Below are 16,275 nucleotides of genomic sequence, written 5' to 3' on the forward strand. Positions count from 1 at the left end.
AACTCAAATTCACCATTTAATTGATTTAGACTTAGTATGAATTTTAGATAAGGTGGAATTATAGATTGAGGAAATAAGGATGTTTCAGAAAATGAAAAGGAAGCTTTATATCGGTATGGAGCTCGTGAAAAAATGGCGAAACTAACGCTATACAGCCCGCTTTCCTGCCTCAAACGCTTCCAACGTCATCAGTCGTGCTTGCTTATGGTCGATGATGGGAGTTGGATAGTTCAGAGAGACTTGGTGAGATTCAGCCCATGTGTGGGGTTCGTGAATAAATTTCTCGGGAACATCGCGAAGTTCGGGAAGCCACTCGCGGATAAACGTTCCTTGTGGGTCGAATTTTTTTCCCTGAGTGGTTGGGTTAAAAATACGGAACCACGGCGAGGCATCTACACCCGTTGACGCTGACCATTGCCAGCCGCCGTTATTCGCCGCCAAAGTGCCATCGATTAACTGGTTCATAAAGTAGTGCTCCCCTTTGCGCCAATCGACCAGCAAATCCTTGACTAAAAAACTTGCCACAATCATCCGTAGCCGGTTATGCATCCAGCCCGTTTGATTGAGTTGGCGCATGGCAGCATCCACAATCGGGTAGCCCGTTTGCCCATTTTTCCATGCGGTTAAGGCTGTTTCATCAGGGTTCCATTGAATATGCTGCGTCCATTCAATAAATGGCTGGTGGCGACAAAGGCGCGGAAAAGCGACCAATAGATGGCTGTAAAATTCTCGCCAAATTAATTCATTCAGCCAGCTAAAACCGCCACTTTCTTGGGAGTCAAAAACCTGCGGGTTCTCTGCCAATAAGCGATTCACACATTGGCGAGGCGAAAGCACTCCAAGGGTTAAATAGGGGGATAATTGGCTAGTACCATCAATGGCGGGAATATCTCGGTCGCGTTGGTAATCTTGTACGCGCTCGCTGCAAAATTGGCGTAACTTCGCTAATGCAGCTTGCTCTCCGGCAATAAATTGCGGTGAAATTTCAACGGATTGGTGAGCAAAAAGTGGAGGTGTGTTTTCAACGGTTAATGCGGCTCCCCGTGGTTTGGGAGCAGGAAACGAGCGAAAATCACTCATCAGCAATTGACTCAAAAAGGCGCGGCGAAACGGGGTATAGACTTGGTACATATCCCCTTTTTGCGTCGTCACTGAACCCGGCGGAAGTAATAGCGCATCATCATAGGTGAAAACATTCAGATGTTGCGCCTGCAGGCGTAACTGTTCATCCCGCAAGCGCTCATTTAACTCGTACTGGTGATTGAAATATAACCCTGTGGCATTTTGCTGTTGGGCAAAATCTAGCAACCATTTAACGGAATCCGCAAAGGTCGCTGTGGTATGGCAAATCAGGGGAATACCTCGTTTCGCTAAAGCGTGTTGTAGCTCCACCAGGTTTTGATGTAAGAAGGCAATTTGCCTTGGTGATACATGGTGAGCTGCCCACTGTTCTGGCGTCGCAATATAGACGCCAATCACAGTGGCAGTAGGATCCTCACACGCGAAGGTAAGCGCTTTATTATCGGTGACTCGTAGATCGTTGCGAAACCAAACTAAGTGACACGCCGACATCGCTTTCCTCGCTGTTTTTTAAGGATTAATCTAATTTTGGGTGCTGGTTTATCAGCGACTGACGCTGTTTTTCCAGCTCGGCAATTTGTTGTTCGATATCTTCAACTTTCTGTTCGATATTGTCAAAATGCTCACTCAAAATTTCTTTTGCTTCTGCTTTATCTGAGGCCGCCGGTGTTGCACCACGTAGTGGTTTATTGGCCGTTTCTGGCATTCTAATACCGGTATACAGACCAATTAATGCAATGACTATCAGATAATATGCAGGCATATACAAGTCATTAGTCGCTTCAACTAACCATGCTGCCGCCGTTGGTGTTGCACCCGCAATTAATACCGAAATATTAAAGGCGATGGCTAATGCACTATAACGAATATGGGTAGGGAAAATAGCCGGTAAAATCGATGCCATCACCCCTGTAAAGCAGTTGAGTAATACTGCAAGAATCAACAATCCGACAAAAATTAAGCCAACAGAGCCGCTATTAATCATCATAAATGCGGGGTAAGCCAATACAATTAACCCCACACTGCCCATGATAACGAAAGGTCGGCGACCAATTTTGTCACTGGCTAAACCAATGATCGGCTGAACAAATAGCATACCAATCATAATGGCGATAATAATTAACACACCGTGGTCGGTCGAGTAGTTCAAATTATGGGACAAATAGCTCGGCATATAGGTCAGCAGCATATAGTACGTCACGTTAGTGGCGATAACTAAGCCGACACAAATCATCAAGCTTTTCCAATATTTAGATGCAACTTCTCGGAAAGAGACTTTCGGTGGATTTTGGATATTGGCTTTGTCTTGCTGCTCTAAGCTTTCAATATGTTGTTGGAATGCAGGGGTTTCTTCCAACGAATGGCGTAAATAGAGACCGATAATACCTAACGGTAAGGCTAAGAAGAACGGAATTCTCCATCCCCAATCGTGGAAGTTAGCTTCACCGACAAGGCTTGAAATCAGCACGACGACACCCGCACCCATCACAAAACCTGCGATAGAACCGAAGTCTAACCAACTGCCCATAAAGCCACGCTTACGGTCAGGGGAATATTCAGCAACAAAGATGGCTGCACCGGAATATTCACCACCTACGGAGAAACCTTGAGCCAGTTTAGCGAGCAGTAATAAGATAGGCGCCCAAATACCAATTCTTTCGTATGATGGGATCAGGCCAATACAGAAGGTACTGATTGCCATAATAATAATGGTCATGGACAACACTTTTTGTCGGCCGTATTTATCCCCGAGAATACCGAAGACAACACCCCCAAGGGGTCTAACCAAGAAAGGCACGGAGAAGGTGGCTAACGCCGCAATCATCTGAACGCTCGGTGATGCGTCCGGAAAGAAGACTTGACCCAGTACATAGGCTAAGAAGCCGTAAACACCGAAGTCGAACCATTCCATCGCATTACCCAGCGAAGCCGCTGTGATTGCTTTTTTCAATTTTCCATCATCAATAATTGTAATGTCGTTGATATTTAATGGTTTTTCTTTTTTCTTTCTGATCTTCATGGAACCATCCTCTTATTTGAATTTTAAGATGTGGGTTTCCCGATCCGATTTGCTCGGACAATCTGCAAATAATGAAAATTAGTATGGATAATTAAATGCAGTATCTAAACTAATTGAATGGAAATTTATTGATTAATAAGCTTGTTGAATAAGCTATATCAAGTTTTTATAACGAAGTGTATTGATAGGGAAATACTGATTTATTGTGTTTTTAAAATAAAGCAAAAATATCACCTTTAGATAGTCAAATATGATTCAATAATACAATAATATCGACAAAATGTAAAATGTGGTGGTTTGTGTTGATTGTTTTTTATTAATTAGTGGGTTATACCATGGGGGTAAACTAATACAGATAAGGGAAATGCAATGAATGAGGCAATAAAAATTTCATCTATTCATATCTACCATCCTGAAAATATTAGGAATAACCAATATTATTTTGATAAGTATCCAAATGTCAAAAATTTACCGGAATTATTGAATGATTTTGGGCAGAGGCAGCGATATATCACGAGCCAGCCTGATGAAAATGCGTTGACGATGTCGATTAATGCATTAGCCCCAATGAGTGATAAGGATATCGATGTTTTGATATTTGCCTCAACGACGATGGAATATTTGTCACCACTTAATGCCCTATATTTACATCATCATTTAGCCTTAAAAAATGAGTGTGTATGTATTGATATTAACGGTAATTGCCTCGGAATGTTAATGGCGTTAGAGCAGGCTGCAATCATACTGCAGATGAAAAAAATAGCTAAAAAAGCCCTTGTTGTTGCCTCGGATCATCTTTCAAATCTATGTAATCAAAATGAGCTATTCCCATCGGTTCTCTTTGGGGATGCAGCAGTTGCTATGACATTAGAAAAAGTACAAAACGGGACAAGCTCTGGTTTGATGGATAGCTTTTATTATACGGATTCGAATTTTTGCCGGGAGACTCGTTTTCCTAAGCATGGTTTTTCACAGAGCCAAAATATGCAAGATGAGAAAATTTACTGGGGTAAATTTACAACAAAAGAGTGTTTACCTCATGCTATTTATCACATTGACAAATTATTAAAAAATAATGGGTTAACTATTGATGATATAAGTTGTTTTTTCTTTTCTCAGGTAATGAAAAGCAATATTTCAGAATTGGCAGAAGCATTAAATATTCCTAATAAAAAAATAGAATATATTGCGGATGAATATGGTTATACAGGGGCAACCAGCCCATTTATTGCTTATTATTGCCGCCAGAAAAAGAATTTACTCCGTGATGAAGATATTGTCTTATTTTGGACGTTAGGTGCAGGTTATCAATTCGGAATCATTCTTTGGAAAATATAAAGAGATTTATGATTTTCGATGTGTGCAACATAAATGGGATTTTGCTGGGTTGTTCATAACTGAAACTAACCCTCTTTTTACGACCTTAAATTTGTCCTGATATTGCTGTCTTCTTTCGATATTCTCGGATGAATATCTTGTTCTGTTTTTGAATGTACTGCATTGGTAGGAATAGGGAATCGATTTAGTTAGAATCGAATACATATTATTAAGCGTATTTGAAAATCAGCACTGCTTGTTAAATATGTCATTGTTAACAAGAATACATTGAATTTAATCCGACTTAAAAAGAGTGCCATTATGAAAAAACAGAGTATTGCATCCTATATTGCGAAAGTACTGGATAACGCAGGTGTTAAGCGCATCTGGGGAGTCACTGGGGACTCATTAAACGGTTTAACGGATAGTTTACGTAAACAAGGGGCTATTGAGTGGTTAGGTACCCGTCATGAAGAAGTGGCTGCATTTGCCGCGGGCGCAGAAGCGCAACTAACGGGTGAGTTAGCGGTGTGCGCGGGTTCTTGTGGACCTGGCAACATGCACTTAATCAACGGGTTGTATGATTGCCATCGTAACCGTGTACCTGTATTAGCCATTGCTGCGCATATCCCATCGAGTGAAATCGGTAGTAATTACTTCCAAGAAACCCACCCAACGGAACTGTTCCGCGAATGTAGCCACTATTGTGAAATGGTGACTAACCCTGAACAAATTCAACAAGTTTTGGGCATTGCGATGCGTAAAGCGATCCTGAATAAAGGCGTTTCTGTTGTCGTTATTCCGGGTGATATCGCCCTGAAAGATGCACCAGAATCGGCGAAAGAAGAGTGGTATCAGCCACAAGCACCTTTGATCATGCCTCAGCGTCCTGAAATTGAAAAATTAGCAGAAGCACTGAATCAGTCAGAAAACATCACGTTGTTCTGCGGTAATGGCTGTGCTGGCGCTCATGATGAAGTGGTGAAACTGGCAGAAACCTTGAATGCGCCAGTGGTACATGCGTTGCGTGGTAAAGAGCATATTGAGTGGGATAACCCAAATAGCGTGGGTATGACGGGGTTAATCGGTTTCTCATCTGGCTACCACGCGATGATGAATGCGGACACCGTTGTGCTGCTAGGTACGCAATTCCCGTATCGTCCGTTCTACCCAACAGACGCGAAAATTATTCAGATTGACCTGAATGCCGGAAGCTTAGGCTCCCATTGCCATATTGATATGGGGTTAATCGGGGATATTAAGGCGACATTGACTGCCTTACAGCCACATTTAACGGCGAAGCAGAATCGCAAACATTTGGATGGCGCACTGAAGCACTATGCCGAGGCGCGTAAAGGGCTGGATGATTTAGCTAAGCCGGGTCATGAAGGGCTGATCCATCCACAATATTTAGCCACCAAGCTGAGCGAGCTGGCGAACGACGACACTATCTTTACCTGCGATGTGGGCACACCAACGGTGTGGGCTGCGCGTTACTTGAAAATGAACGGTAAACGCCGCCTGATCGGTTCGTTTAACCACGGTTCGATGGCAAACGCAATGCCACAAGCGATTGGTGCGCAAGCGGTTGATAAAAATCGCCAAGTGGTTGCAATGTGTGGCGATGGCGGTTTCAGTATGTTGATGGGTGACTTTATTTCACTGTCACAGATGAAATTACCAGTGAAAATTATCATTCATAACAACGGCGTGCTGGGCTTTGTGGCGATGGAAATGAAGGTTGCAGGCTTTATGACTGCGGGCACCGATTTACAGAATCCAAACTTTGCGGCAATTGCCAATGCGGCAGGTATCAAAGGTATTCGCGTTGAGAAAAGTGAAGATCTGGACGGTGCGCTGAAAGAAGCTTTTGCCCATGATGGCCCAGTTGTTGTGGATGTATTGACGGCGAAGCAAGAGCTTTCAATGCCTCCAGAGATTGAAGCGCAAGAAGCCAAAGGTTTTAGCTTATATATGCTGAAGGCAATTATGAGCGGTCGCGGTGATGAAGTAGTGCAATTGGTGAAAACCAACTGGTTGCGTTAATCACTATCTAATCGAGTAGCATCATAAATAAATCCCTAATTCAGCGTACTGGATTAGGGATTTTTGTTTAATATCCTGCAGCGGATTGGCTGCGCCAAAGATGAGCGGCAATCAGTGCTCGCCACGGTGCAAATTGGGCTAGCCATTGTTGGGTTTCTTTCGCAGATGGTTGCGCATCTTGAGCTAATAAAGTTTGTAAATTGCGCCGTACGGCAACATCCCCATGTAGGGAACCATCTAGGTAATTAAATCCGCGCAGCAATCCATAACTTACTGTCCAAGGTCCAATGCCTTTGATGGCTAGCAATTTTTCGGTGACATCATGAACATTTTCAGGGGTAACGGCGTTGTCTAGGTCTAATTCACCCGCCTGAATAGCGGCACACAGCCCGCGTAAGGCGATGATTTTTCCAAGAGAAAAACCCGCTTGCCGTAAAATTTCATCGTCCACATTGATGACTGAGGCGACGGTGGGAAAGCACCAAATGCCTGATGAATGCTGCTGCCCGACAGCTTGAATAAAACGTCGGCGGATGGCGATGGCAGCAAGAACACTAATCTGCTGGCCGATAATGGCCCAGACGAGCGCTTCAAACGTGGTGGCGGATTGATACACTCGCACACCTCGCTGTGGCGCAATCAGTTTACCCAGTATTGGGTGGGTAAGGTATTTTTCTTCAAATTGCTCAACGGGTTGATTCAATCCGAGTAAATGAATCGCAAGCGTGTGTAGCTCATTTAAGGAAGGCGAAGTTTCTGCATTATCAACATCAAGCTGCAATATTGCTTGTTTATTGTCAGTGGCTTGGCCGTTAATGGATAGGCGAATTTGCGCAGCGTGTTCCTGCCAGATGATCCCTTTGCGCAAGGTGTTTTTTTCAACAATCTCGGCGATATTTTGCGGATCCCGCAAGTGAAAGGCAAAAAAATCATCAATACGGTAATGAAGTGGCAGTGATATAGAAACGGATTGCGTTGATGCCATAGTTCGTCTTCTTCTGATTTATGCTCATTTTTGGTTAATTTTTGACAAAAAACGTCAAACGCTACATTTTTAGCCGTTAGAGTATGTTAGCTTAGCAAAAAGGTGATTCAGATAATCATGTGCTAATTTAGCTTGCCCATACCTATTCAGCAAATTCTTGCGCAAGTCGGTGAGCAGATTAACTGCATAAATTAAATCAAGGATGTGAAGATGAACGCAGAAAATAATGAAATGCTCCCTGCGCCAAAGCCTAAGCCTGAATTAAATGGCATCGGTGGATGGTTAATTCTCCCCTTGCTTGGGGTGATTTTTTCGGCGCTATTTATGCCGTTTAGACTTTGGCATCATAATCAAGAAGTGATTGAATACTGGAGTGAATTGACGTCCCCAGGTTCAGATTATTTCATTCCGCTATTCAAAGAAGTGATATATTTTGAAACGGTTGGTAACGCGATTATTTACGGTACAGTTCTGTATCTTTGTTATCTCTTTTTCACTAAGAAAAAATTAATTATTAAGGTGTATGCCTTTTTCCAAATTTTTTCATTGGCTGTGATGGTTTTTGATTTGGTGCTTGCCAATCAATTGTTAGATCTCGAAATAGATTCCAATGATATTCGTGAATTGATACGAGGGTTATTTGGTTGTTTTGTCTGGGTGCCTTACTTTTTTGTCTCTGTGCGTGTTCGCAATACGTTTATTAATTAGTAAACCCCAATGACCGTGGAGCCTGCTGATGATTTACTGTAAACGAGTCTATGACCCTTGTAGCCCTCAAGATGGTTATCGCATTTTGGTGGATAGACTGTGGCCTCGCGGGATCAAAAAGGTAGATTTGCAGTGTGATGAATGGAACAAAGCGGTTGCGCCCTCCAATGAATTGCGCAAATGGTTTCATCAACATACTGACCAGTTTGAGCAGTTTGTGACGCAATATCAGCAAGAACTACAGCAAAATGATGCATGGCACGCCGTATCTGCGAAAGCGCAGCAAGGGGACATCACGTTGTTATATAGCGCCAAAGATACGCAACATAATCAGGCATTGGTACTGAAAGCTTTTATCGAAGAAAAACTCAAAGAACGTAAAGAATAAAAAAGGTTATTACTATGGATGTGAATTTATCATCTAATCCCGAATCATTGCCCGCGGCTCAAATACCGGTGCAGAGTCATACTAAACCTCAAAAATCCCTCCAAGGGATTGGGGGCTGGCTGATTTTACCTCTGTTAGGTCAGCTGTATATGCTGGGTAATTTGGTCAAAATGATGGTGAATGATATTGCTGAGGTTCAAGGTGCTTGGTCGCTGGCAACAAACCCAGCATCGGACTTTTATATGTCTGGTTTTGCCTCTGGGTTTTATGCTGTTCAGCTCAGCCTTGGGGTGATTATCGCATTAATGGTGGGGTCGTTAATTGCTGTGTTTAAAAAGAAGTCTATGGTTAAGTGGCTGTTTATCATTACGATGATGCTCTATGTTGCGGTAATTGGTGCCTCTCGCATCGCTTTTCCCGTCGCGTTTCACCTCGAAATCGACTATAGCTACATTACTAGCTTTTTTAATGGCAGTTTTTATTGCTTGATTTGGGTTCCTTATTTTCTGGTTTCTGCCCGCGTTAAAAATACCTTTGTGAACTAAATAAAGGGCTGCGAAGCACAGCCCGTACAGTTAACTATTTAACCTTTATTAACCGCCTAGTTGTAAATCATGGGTAATATTGCACTGTTCCACGAATGCTTCATCGTGAGAAACCAGTAACAGTGTCCCTTGGTAATCCCGTAATAGCCCTTCCAATAGCTGTTTTGAATCTAAATCTAAGTGATTGTCTGGCTCATCGAGCAGTAAAACAGCGGGAGGATGAGGGCTATGCGTCAGAGCTAGTAGCGTCGCTTTGAGCTGCTCGCCACCACTGAGCTGGCACAACGGCAGTAACGATTTATCCCCTCGAATACGTAACATACCCAATTGAGTGCGCCACTGCTCTACGGAAATCGCTGGCTGATATTGATAGAGTGCCTCGGCAACTGGTAACGATTTATCCAAAAGATTCAGATGTTGGTCTAAATAGCAAAAAGCACCGCTGATGCGACATTCCCCAGACAGCGCCTGCAACTTATTTGCTAACACTTTCAATAGGGTGGATTTCCCCGAGCCATTGTGCCCTTGGATGTGCCAGTGTTCACCGCTATAGGCGGTAAATGAAAGTGGCTCCGTTTGCCCATAAGGTAGCGTCAATTGGGAGACAAAAATGCGCATTTTCCCGCCTTCGCTTTGGTAATTGAGTACCATTTTTTGCGGCTGAATATGGCTGACTTTGTCTTGATTCTGCTGATGTTGATGCTGTAATTCGCCTAATACACGCTGGTGACGTTCCGCCACATTAGATTGCCTTTTTTCGGCTCGGTTTTTCTGCATATCGAGTAACAGTAAGGATTGAGAACCACCATAGCGAATATTTTCACCTTGTTTACGCCGTTGGGCGGCTTTTTGTAGGGTGGCTTGCTGCTGTTTTTTCTCTTGGCGGATCTGTTTTTCAAGCTGTTCGCCCTCTGCTTCAATGGCATTGATAGCAAAGGTTTTTTGCTCATCATACAGGGTGTAATTTCCGCCGTATTCCACTAAGCCTTTGTCGGTTAATTCAAAAATAGCATCCATCTTTTCAAGAAGATGCCGGTTATGGCTGATGACTAAACAGCCGGCTTTGTGCTGACTGAGTTTTTCACTTAGCCATTGGCGTCCTTGTTGGTCAAGGTGGTTGTCGGGTTCGTCGAGTAAAAGAAAATGGTCAGGATGTAAAAATGCACGACATAACGCTAAGCGAGTGCGTTCACCGCCGCTCAGTTGTTCAATAGGGGCATCCATTGATGCTGTTAGCTGCGCAGACGCTAACAGCATTTCCCATGTTGCAGGCAGATGCCAATTATCTTCCGTTAGCTCGAAATCGGTCATGGTGCCGAGACCTTGTTCAATGCGTGAAAAGGCTTGCCAAAGTGCATCAATACCTAGTGTTTGAGCAAGGGTATCACCCGTTAAGCGGTTGAGTTGATCCACATGAATTATCGGTAAATGCCAATCAACTTTGCCGTGAGTGGGGGGGAGTTGCCCGGCAAGTAATCGCATTAATACGGATTTTCCACGACCATTGTGACCAATTAGCGCATTTTTTTGGCGAAATAAGCTACCACTCAATGGTGGAAAGAGTGCGAATTGGTCGAACTCGATGGTTAATTGTGAAAAATGGCACGCGAGAGCAGAGTTAGCTATTGTCATAGAGACCTCCAAATAGAGGGGGCAGACAACGTTACGCTATCTTTCGCACGATCATTTTTCGAAGCATTTTCTTTTAAAAAGCATATTTCGAAAAAGAAGCGATGAAAACTGTGTCTGCCAAGAACAGAAAAATAATGACCTTAAACAAGGCATTGTGGATATTTTCTGGCAGTACTTAGTTCATCGTCGGAAAGGCTCACTTTAGAAGGGGCAAAATTGCGAGTGAATTATAAACAGGAGTAGGAGGAAGAAGCAAGGTAAAAGCGCCAGTCTGTGGGCACAGATAGGCGCTTTTGGTACAACAACGAGTTTTTTTACGATTCTATCTTACTGCGTATCTCTTACGAGATTATGCTGTCACAGCCACTTTCGTGTGCTCTGCAAGCCATTGTGCAATGTGCTGTTTCTCAGCGTCGTTCAGCCACATGCCCAATTTGGTACGACGCCAAATTGCATCGTCTAATTCTACAACCCACTCATTTTCGACTAAGTAGCGTAATTCGGCTTCATAGACGTTTGCGGCAAATGCTTCACCTAAATCAGACAGTGAGTTTGCACCCGCTAAAATCAGCTTACTGTTGCTACCGTAAGTTCTTGCGTAACGCAGTGCTAAGCCTTCTGGGAGCCATGGGTAATGCTGGGTTAATACGCGTGCGTAACCATCGCGGTCACAACCTTCGATGTCGCCACCAGGTAACTGACCGTTTTTAGTCCAAGGGCCGCTAGCGTTAGGGTAGTACGCCGCTAATTTGCCCACAGCTGCTTCAGCCAGTTTACGGTAAGTAGTTAATTTACCACCGAAGACTGACAATAATGGTGCTTTACCCTCTTCATCGTGAATATCTAAAGTGTAGTCACGAGTGATAGCTTGTGGAGAGTCTGATTCGTCATCACACAGAGGGCGAACACCAGAGTAATCCCACACAATATCTTGTTTGGTCAGCTGTTTTTTGAAGTGGTCGTTATACACTTTCAGCAGATAATTGACTTCGTTTTCGTCAATTTTCACATCTTTAGGATCCCCTTTGTACTCAACATCGGTGGTACCGATAATTGAGAATTCATCCATCCAAGGGATCACAAAGACGATTCGGTTATCTTCGTTTTGCAGGATATAGGCTTGTGGTTCATCGTGAGCGCGTGGAACCACGATATGGCTGCCTTTGATCAGACGAATACCATAAGGGGATTTCAGTTTTAAGCCGTCATCGAAGAACTCTTTAACCCAAGGTCCTGTTGCGTTAACTAGACCTTTAGCTTTCCAAGTATGAGTTTCGCCAGTACGTAAGTCTTGAGCTTCAACCACCCAAAGACCATCTTCACGGTATGCGCGAGTCACTTTTGTGCGAGTGCGAACTTCACCGTTTTTACGAACCACTTCTTGAGCGTTCAATACCACTAAACGCGCATCATCAACCCAGCAATCTGAGTATTCGAAACCTTTGGTTAGTTCAGGTTTTAAGACGGAATTTTGGTTGAACTTTAAGCTCTTGCTGCTTGGCAGACTAACGCGTTTACCTAAATGATCGTACAGGAACAGGCCGATACGAATCATCCAAGCTGGGCGTAAGTGAGGCTGATGAGGTAGACGGAAGCGCATTGGGAATGCGATGTGCGGAGCCAGTCGTAATAGGACTTCACGCTCTGCAAGTGCTTCACTCACCAGTCTAAATTCATAATGTTCGAGGTAGCGTAAACCACCGTGGATCAGTTTCGAACTTGCAGATGAAGTTGCACTCGCTAAGTCTTGAGATTCAAGCAGCAGTACAGATAATCCACGCCCAGCAGCATCAGCCGCAATACCAGCGCCGTTGATTCCGCCGCCAATTACAATCAAGTCTTTCGTTTCCATGCATCCCCCTGAGATGTTCGAACCATTTTCTATAATGTTCGTTTTCGCTCATTTGATTGTAATCAAATTTTGTACGTCTGCCAACCTGTAATCCATAAAAATAACAAGCGCGTGATGCTAATAACATTTTGTGTATAAATTTAATCTGTTTAATAAATTGGCAATATGACAAAAGGATGACAACAGAATGAAAAGAAAGGAAAAAATAAGAATTGATGGTAGACAAGCTACCATCATTGAGAAGTTAAAGCTGGGGGCTAGCAGAGCTCTAATTGAACGTTATGCTGTTCGATAACCTTTAGGATACTGGCTGGAGGTGCTTGGGTGGTAAACAAGGTATTGATTAAATTCATATTACCTAAATTCACCATCGCATTTCGGCCAAATTTGGAGTGGTCGGTAACCAACATGACATGGCGAGAGTTTTCAATAATCGCGCGCTTGGTGCGAACTTCATGGTAATCAAATTCAAGCAATGAGCCGTCCATATCAATTCCACTGATCCCCAGAATGCCATAATCCAGCCTAAACTGAGAGATAAAGTCGAGGGTGGCTTCACCGACAATCCCACCATCACGCGAGCGAACTTCACCGCCTGCGAGGATCAAACGAAAATCCTCTTTTGCCATGAGTAATGTTGCAACGTTCAGGTTGTTGGTCACGACGCGCAGGTTTTTATGATTAACCAATGCGTGGGCGACAGCCTCTGGGGTTGTACCAATATCAATAAATAGGGTTGCGCCGTCAGGAATTTGGCTTGCCACACGTTGAGCAATACGCGCTTTTTCCTCAGACCACATGGTTTTGCGGTCATTGTAGGCGGTATTGACGGAACTCGAAGGCAAGGCTGCGCCACCATGGTGTCGTAGGATTTTATTTTGTTCAGCAAGATCATTGAGGTCTCGGCGAATGGTCTGAGGGCTAACCTCAAACTGCTCGACAAGTTCTTCAGTACTGACATATCCCTGAAGACGCACAAGTTCAACAATTGCATCATGTCTCTGGGTTTGTTTCACAGCATTAGCCTCTAATTATAAAATGTTCTATTTGGAACCTTGGTGTTTAAAACTGAGCCTATTATCCCATATTCCCATCAATAATCCGATAATTAACCCTGAAGTATGTGCGGCATTAGCAATGTCCATACCGAGCAGGTCAAAGTAACCGAAGAATAACCAGATAATCGAGAATACCATGAGCCCGCGAGGGATGCCGATACCGATTTCTGGGCGACGTTCGCCAGTGATCCAAACATAGCTAACCAGTGCATAAACGACACCGGATAAACCGCCAAAGTTGTTCTCACTGAATAGGGATTGACCCCAGTTACTGAATAATGCGGAGACTAATAAAATGGTGAACAGTTTTCCTGTGCCCATTTTTTTCTCAACTTGCCCGGCCAAAAACCACCAGAGCGCAAGGTTGAAACCGATGTGCGAAATAGAAAAGTGAACGAACGCTGGGCTTATCCAACGCCACAATTCGCTTTGCTGATCACCAATAGGCCAACCTAGATAGTATAGAACGACACGAGGATCTGTCAGGGTGACCCAAAGATAGACTGCGATAGACAGCAAAATAACGGCGATAGTCAATGGGCCGGATTGCTGTTTTAAATAACTGAATGTCAGATAGTTACGATATTGAAATTGGGCGTCTGTACGACCCGTTTGCCAACTGGCTTCGAGATAGCGAGGATCATTAGGATTGCGCAAAAAGGCTTCTAGCTCTTGGCGAACTTGCTCCGCATGCTGCTCATCATCGAGCCAAAGTTCATAATGTTGTTGGTCGTTGGATGGATGGAATTGTAGTTGGATATTTTTTCCTGCCATATAATCGACAAACGCTTGAGCCATCCGTGGGTTTTCAAAAGAGATAATGTGGATCATAAATACGCAGTCTCGTTTAGAGCGCCGTAATGGCTTGTGGGTATTCTCGTGACCATGCCTCAAATCCGCCATTAATGCTATATACAGATTCAAAACCAATATTAATTAAGTATTGCGCCGCGCCTTGGCTGCTGTGACCGTGGTAGCACATCACCATAATCGTTTGTTCGTAATCTGTTTTTTCGACAAACGGGTGAAGTGACTCATTGGTTAAGTGATAAGCGCCTGTCGCGTGACCAGCACGAAAACTTTGGGGATCGCGAACATCGACAAGGATAGCAGTGCCATCTAACCAGTGCTGATAAGCTTGTTCGGGTGTTAGTGTCTCAAAATGGTCCATAAAATACCGGAAAGTTAGGGGATATGTCATGAAAGAGCATCCACAGGCGTGCTGAGGATGCTCCGATACTCAGTAGAAAATGCGTGTGAGCAGAATCTATTAGTAGAAAGAGTGCTCGCCGCGTTGGTGCTCAGTCAGGTCTTTAACGCCTTTTAATTCACCTTCGAACATTTTCAGTAATTCTTTTTCGATACCTTCTTTCAGCGTCACATCGACCATGGAACAACCGTTACAGCCGCCGCCGAATTGCAGGATAGCAAAACCATCTTCGGTGATTTCCATTAATGAAACACGACCACCGTGGCTCGCTAATTGTGGGTTAATTTGTGATTGTAAAACGTATTCAACACGCTCAATTAATGGCGCATCTTCAGACACTTTACGCATTTTCGCGTTCGGTGCTTTTAAGGTTAACTGAGAGCCTAATTGGTCAGTGACGAAATCAATCTCAGCATCTTCTAAGAATGGTGCGCTAATTTCATCAACGTAAGCAGAGAGTTTTTCAAACTTCAGCTCTTTATCGGTGGCTTCTACGGCACCAGGAGGGCAATAAGAAACACCACACTCCGCGGTTGGTGTGCCTGGGTTAATGACAAATACTCGAATTTGGGTTCCTGACTCTTGGCTTTCCAATAACTTGGAGAAGTGAGTCTGTGCTGCTTCTGTAATATTAATCATAATCTCTTGCTCAATAATAGTTGACTGCTTTAGTTGGTTATAATACGCCCATTTACACCCATCCTACAAGGTGCGACAGAGTGACCACGCGTCAACAGTATGCGCTCCCGCACAAATCAACAATTGAGCGGCTGCATGCATGGTTGAGCCAGTTGTAATCACATCATCAATAATAGCTATGTGTAGACCTGAAACCGAAGTTTCAAGGGTAAATGCCTCTTTTAGGTTATTGCGGCGCTGCTTACGAGTTAATGAAACTTGCGCCAGTGTATCACGAGAGCGCAATAATGAATTTTGCGAATAGGCAATATTTAACCATGTGGTTAAATTACCACCAATTAATGCCATGTGATCAAATCCTCGGCGCCAACATCGTCGAGGATGGGGAGGTATGGTTGTCAATAAGTCGGGTTTTTTCCATTGCTGTTGGCGATATCCATTCAGCCAATAAAGTAAAAATATCCGCGTCAGGGGGATAGCTAACTGGGGTTGATAACGAAATTTATATTGATGGATAAGCTGGCGTAATGGCGCTTGATACGGCGTTACGGTAATTAGCCTCTGCCAAGGCGGTGGCTGAACAAGGCAGCGTCCGCAAGGAAATTGGTGATATTCACACGGAAGAGCGCATTGTGGACAAACCTGCGGCATTGACGGTAACTTTTTGATACAAAAGCTGCATATCCCTTGCTGGGGAATTTTTAATAACTGCCGGCATAGCCAACAGACCCCTTCCATTGCTAGCATAGGCGAGTCCTAGATTGAAAAATCAGAATGAAAATAACAGTGAAGAGA

15 protein-coding genes are annotated in these 16,275 nt (G+C 43.8%); 5 read left to right on the top strand and 10 right to left on the bottom strand.

From position 1 onward, the window contains the following. Positions 1–147: 147 nt before the first annotated feature. The gene (gene phrB, locus H0913_RS01180) at positions 148–1,572 is read right to left on the bottom strand and encodes a deoxyribodipyrimidine photo-lyase (protein ID WP_181477840.1); all 1,425 of its coding nucleotides are present in this window, start codon (positions 1,570–1,572) and stop codon (positions 148–150) included. A gap of 25 nt (positions 1,573–1,597) precedes the next feature. Continuing rightward, positions 1,598–3,100 (bottom strand): glycine betaine/L-proline transporter ProP, encoded by a 1,503-nt coding sequence (gene proP, locus H0913_RS01185; protein ID WP_108478692.1) that lies wholly within the window; start codon positions 3,098–3,100, stop codon positions 1,598–1,600. Between the two features lie 369 nt (positions 3,101–3,469). On the opposite strand from proP, the gene H0913_RS01190 reads away from it, so the two are divergent. Together H0913_RS01190 and poxB are read left to right on the top strand one after the other, a co-directional pair. Continuing rightward, positions 3,470–4,438 carry a 3-oxoacyl-ACP synthase III family protein gene (locus tag H0913_RS01190; protein WP_181477841.1) on the top strand — a complete coding sequence of 323 codons (969 nt, stop codon included), beginning with the start codon at positions 3,470–3,472 and terminating at the stop codon, positions 4,436–4,438. A gap of 300 nt (positions 4,439–4,738) precedes the next feature. Next, complete coding sequence (gene poxB, locus H0913_RS01195) at positions 4,739–6,463, top strand: ubiquinone-dependent pyruvate dehydrogenase (RefSeq protein ID WP_036948406.1); 1,725 nt, start codon at positions 4,739–4,741, stop codon at positions 6,461–6,463. Between the two features lie 67 nt (positions 6,464–6,530). Here poxB and H0913_RS01200 read toward each other — a convergent pair whose 3' ends face one another. Further along, positions 6,531–7,448, bottom strand: coding sequence for a DNA-3-methyladenine glycosylase family protein (locus H0913_RS01200; RefSeq protein WP_154602239.1), 918 nt, complete (start codon positions 7,446–7,448; stop codon positions 6,531–6,533). Positions 7,449–7,658: 210 nt separating this feature from the next. Between H0913_RS01200 and H0913_RS01205 the strand changes: the two genes are divergently transcribed. Genes H0913_RS01205 through H0913_RS01215 form a run of 3 tightly spaced genes read left to right on the top strand, consistent with a single transcriptional unit; the run spans position 7,659 to position 9,089 of the window. Beyond that, complete coding sequence (locus tag H0913_RS01205) at positions 7,659–8,156, top strand: DUF2569 domain-containing protein (protein ID WP_154626357.1); 498 nt, start codon at positions 7,659–7,661, stop codon at positions 8,154–8,156. Positions 8,157–8,184: 28 nt separating this feature from the next. Then, a complete protein-coding gene (locus H0913_RS01210) occupies positions 8,185–8,544 on the top strand; it encodes a DUF488 domain-containing protein (protein ID WP_154602241.1) in 360 nt (119 codons plus the stop codon). A gap of 14 nt (positions 8,545–8,558) precedes the next feature. Then, the gene (locus tag H0913_RS01215) at positions 8,559–9,089 is read left to right on the top strand and encodes a DUF2569 family protein (RefSeq protein WP_154638562.1); all 531 of its coding nucleotides are present in this window, start codon (positions 8,559–8,561) and stop codon (positions 9,087–9,089) included. Positions 9,090–9,137: 48 nt separating this feature from the next. Here H0913_RS01215 and H0913_RS01220 read toward each other — a convergent pair whose 3' ends face one another. From H0913_RS01220 to H0913_RS18800, 7 genes are all read right to left on the bottom strand, one after another. After that, the gene (locus H0913_RS01220) at positions 9,138–10,721 is read right to left on the bottom strand and encodes an ATP-binding cassette domain-containing protein (RefSeq protein WP_181477842.1); all 1,584 of its coding nucleotides are present in this window, start codon (positions 10,719–10,721) and stop codon (positions 9,138–9,140) included. Positions 10,722–11,070: 349 nt separating this feature from the next. Then, complete coding sequence (gene glpD / locus H0913_RS01225; protein ID WP_181477843.1) at positions 11,071–12,573, bottom strand: glycerol-3-phosphate dehydrogenase; 1,503 nt, start codon at positions 12,571–12,573, stop codon at positions 11,071–11,073. A 257-nt stretch (positions 12,574–12,830) separates the two neighbouring features. Beyond that, positions 12,831–13,589, bottom strand: a complete 759-nt coding sequence (locus H0913_RS01230; RefSeq protein ID WP_036948423.1) for a DeoR/GlpR family transcriptional regulator — start codon at positions 13,587–13,589, stop codon at positions 12,831–12,833. 27 nt (positions 13,590–13,616) lie between these two features. Then, positions 13,617–14,462, bottom strand: coding sequence for a rhomboid family intramembrane serine protease GlpG (gene glpG / locus H0913_RS01235; protein WP_154602245.1), 846 nt, complete (start codon positions 14,460–14,462; stop codon positions 13,617–13,619). 16 nt (positions 14,463–14,478) lie between these two features. Continuing rightward, positions 14,479–14,802 (bottom strand): thiosulfate sulfurtransferase GlpE, encoded by a 324-nt coding sequence (gene glpE / locus H0913_RS01240; RefSeq protein ID WP_036948430.1) that lies wholly within the window; start codon positions 14,800–14,802, stop codon positions 14,479–14,481. A 99-nt stretch (positions 14,803–14,901) separates the two neighbouring features. Next, positions 14,902–15,480 carry a Fe-S biogenesis protein NfuA gene (gene nfuA / locus H0913_RS01245; protein ID WP_036948432.1) on the bottom strand — a complete coding sequence of 193 codons (579 nt, stop codon included), beginning with the start codon at positions 15,478–15,480 and terminating at the stop codon, positions 14,902–14,904. A gap of 63 nt (positions 15,481–15,543) precedes the next feature. Then, on the bottom strand, positions 15,544–16,227 hold the full coding sequence (locus tag H0913_RS18800; protein ID WP_181477844.1) for a phosphoribosyltransferase family protein: 684 nt from the start codon (positions 16,225–16,227) through the stop codon (positions 15,544–15,546). Positions 16,228–16,275: the final 48 nt, after the last annotated feature.

Origin of the sequence: Providencia rettgeri (assembly GCF_013702265.1) — a bacterium.
GTDB classification, from domain to species: domain Bacteria; phylum Pseudomonadota; class Gammaproteobacteria; order Enterobacterales; family Enterobacteriaceae; genus Providencia; species Providencia zhijiangensis.

Bases quoted from the DNA above. Each gene is read 5' to 3' on its own strand.
- phrB (WP_181477840.1), bottom strand. From the start codon at position 1,572: ATGTCGGCGTGTCACTTAGTTTGGTTTCGCAACGATCTACGAGTCACC.
- proP (WP_108478692.1), bottom strand. From the start codon at position 3,100: ATGAAGATCAGAAAGAAAAAAGAAAAACCATTAAATATCAACGACATT.
- H0913_RS01190 (WP_181477841.1), top strand. From the start codon at position 3,470: ATGAATGAGGCAATAAAAATTTCATCTATTCATATCTACCATCCTGAA.
- poxB (WP_036948406.1), top strand. From the start codon at position 4,739: ATGAAAAAACAGAGTATTGCATCCTATATTGCGAAAGTACTGGATAAC.
- H0913_RS01200 (WP_154602239.1), bottom strand. From the start codon at position 7,448: ATGGCATCAACGCAATCCGTTTCTATATCACTGCCACTTCATTACCGT.
- H0913_RS01205 (WP_154626357.1), top strand. From the start codon at position 7,659: ATGAACGCAGAAAATAATGAAATGCTCCCTGCGCCAAAGCCTAAGCCT.
- H0913_RS01210 (WP_154602241.1), top strand. From the start codon at position 8,185: ATGATTTACTGTAAACGAGTCTATGACCCTTGTAGCCCTCAAGATGGT.
- H0913_RS01215 (WP_154638562.1), top strand. From the start codon at position 8,559: ATGGATGTGAATTTATCATCTAATCCCGAATCATTGCCCGCGGCTCAA.
- H0913_RS01220 (WP_181477842.1), bottom strand. From the start codon at position 10,721: ATGACAATAGCTAACTCTGCTCTCGCGTGCCATTTTTCACAATTAACC.
- glpD (WP_181477843.1), bottom strand. From the start codon at position 12,573: ATGGAAACGAAAGACTTGATTGTAATTGGCGGCGGAATCAACGGCGCT.
- glpG (WP_154602245.1), bottom strand. From the start codon at position 14,462: ATGATCCACATTATCTCTTTTGAAAACCCACGGATGGCTCAAGCGTTT.
- glpE (WP_036948430.1), bottom strand. From the start codon at position 14,802: ATGGACCATTTTGAGACACTAACACCCGAACAAGCTTATCAGCACTGG.
- nfuA (WP_036948432.1), bottom strand. From the start codon at position 15,480: ATGATTAATATTACAGAAGCAGCACAGACTCACTTCTCCAAGTTATTG.
- H0913_RS18800 (WP_181477844.1), bottom strand. From the start codon at position 16,227: ATGCTAGCAATGGAAGGGGTCTGTTGGCTATGCCGGCAGTTATTAAAA.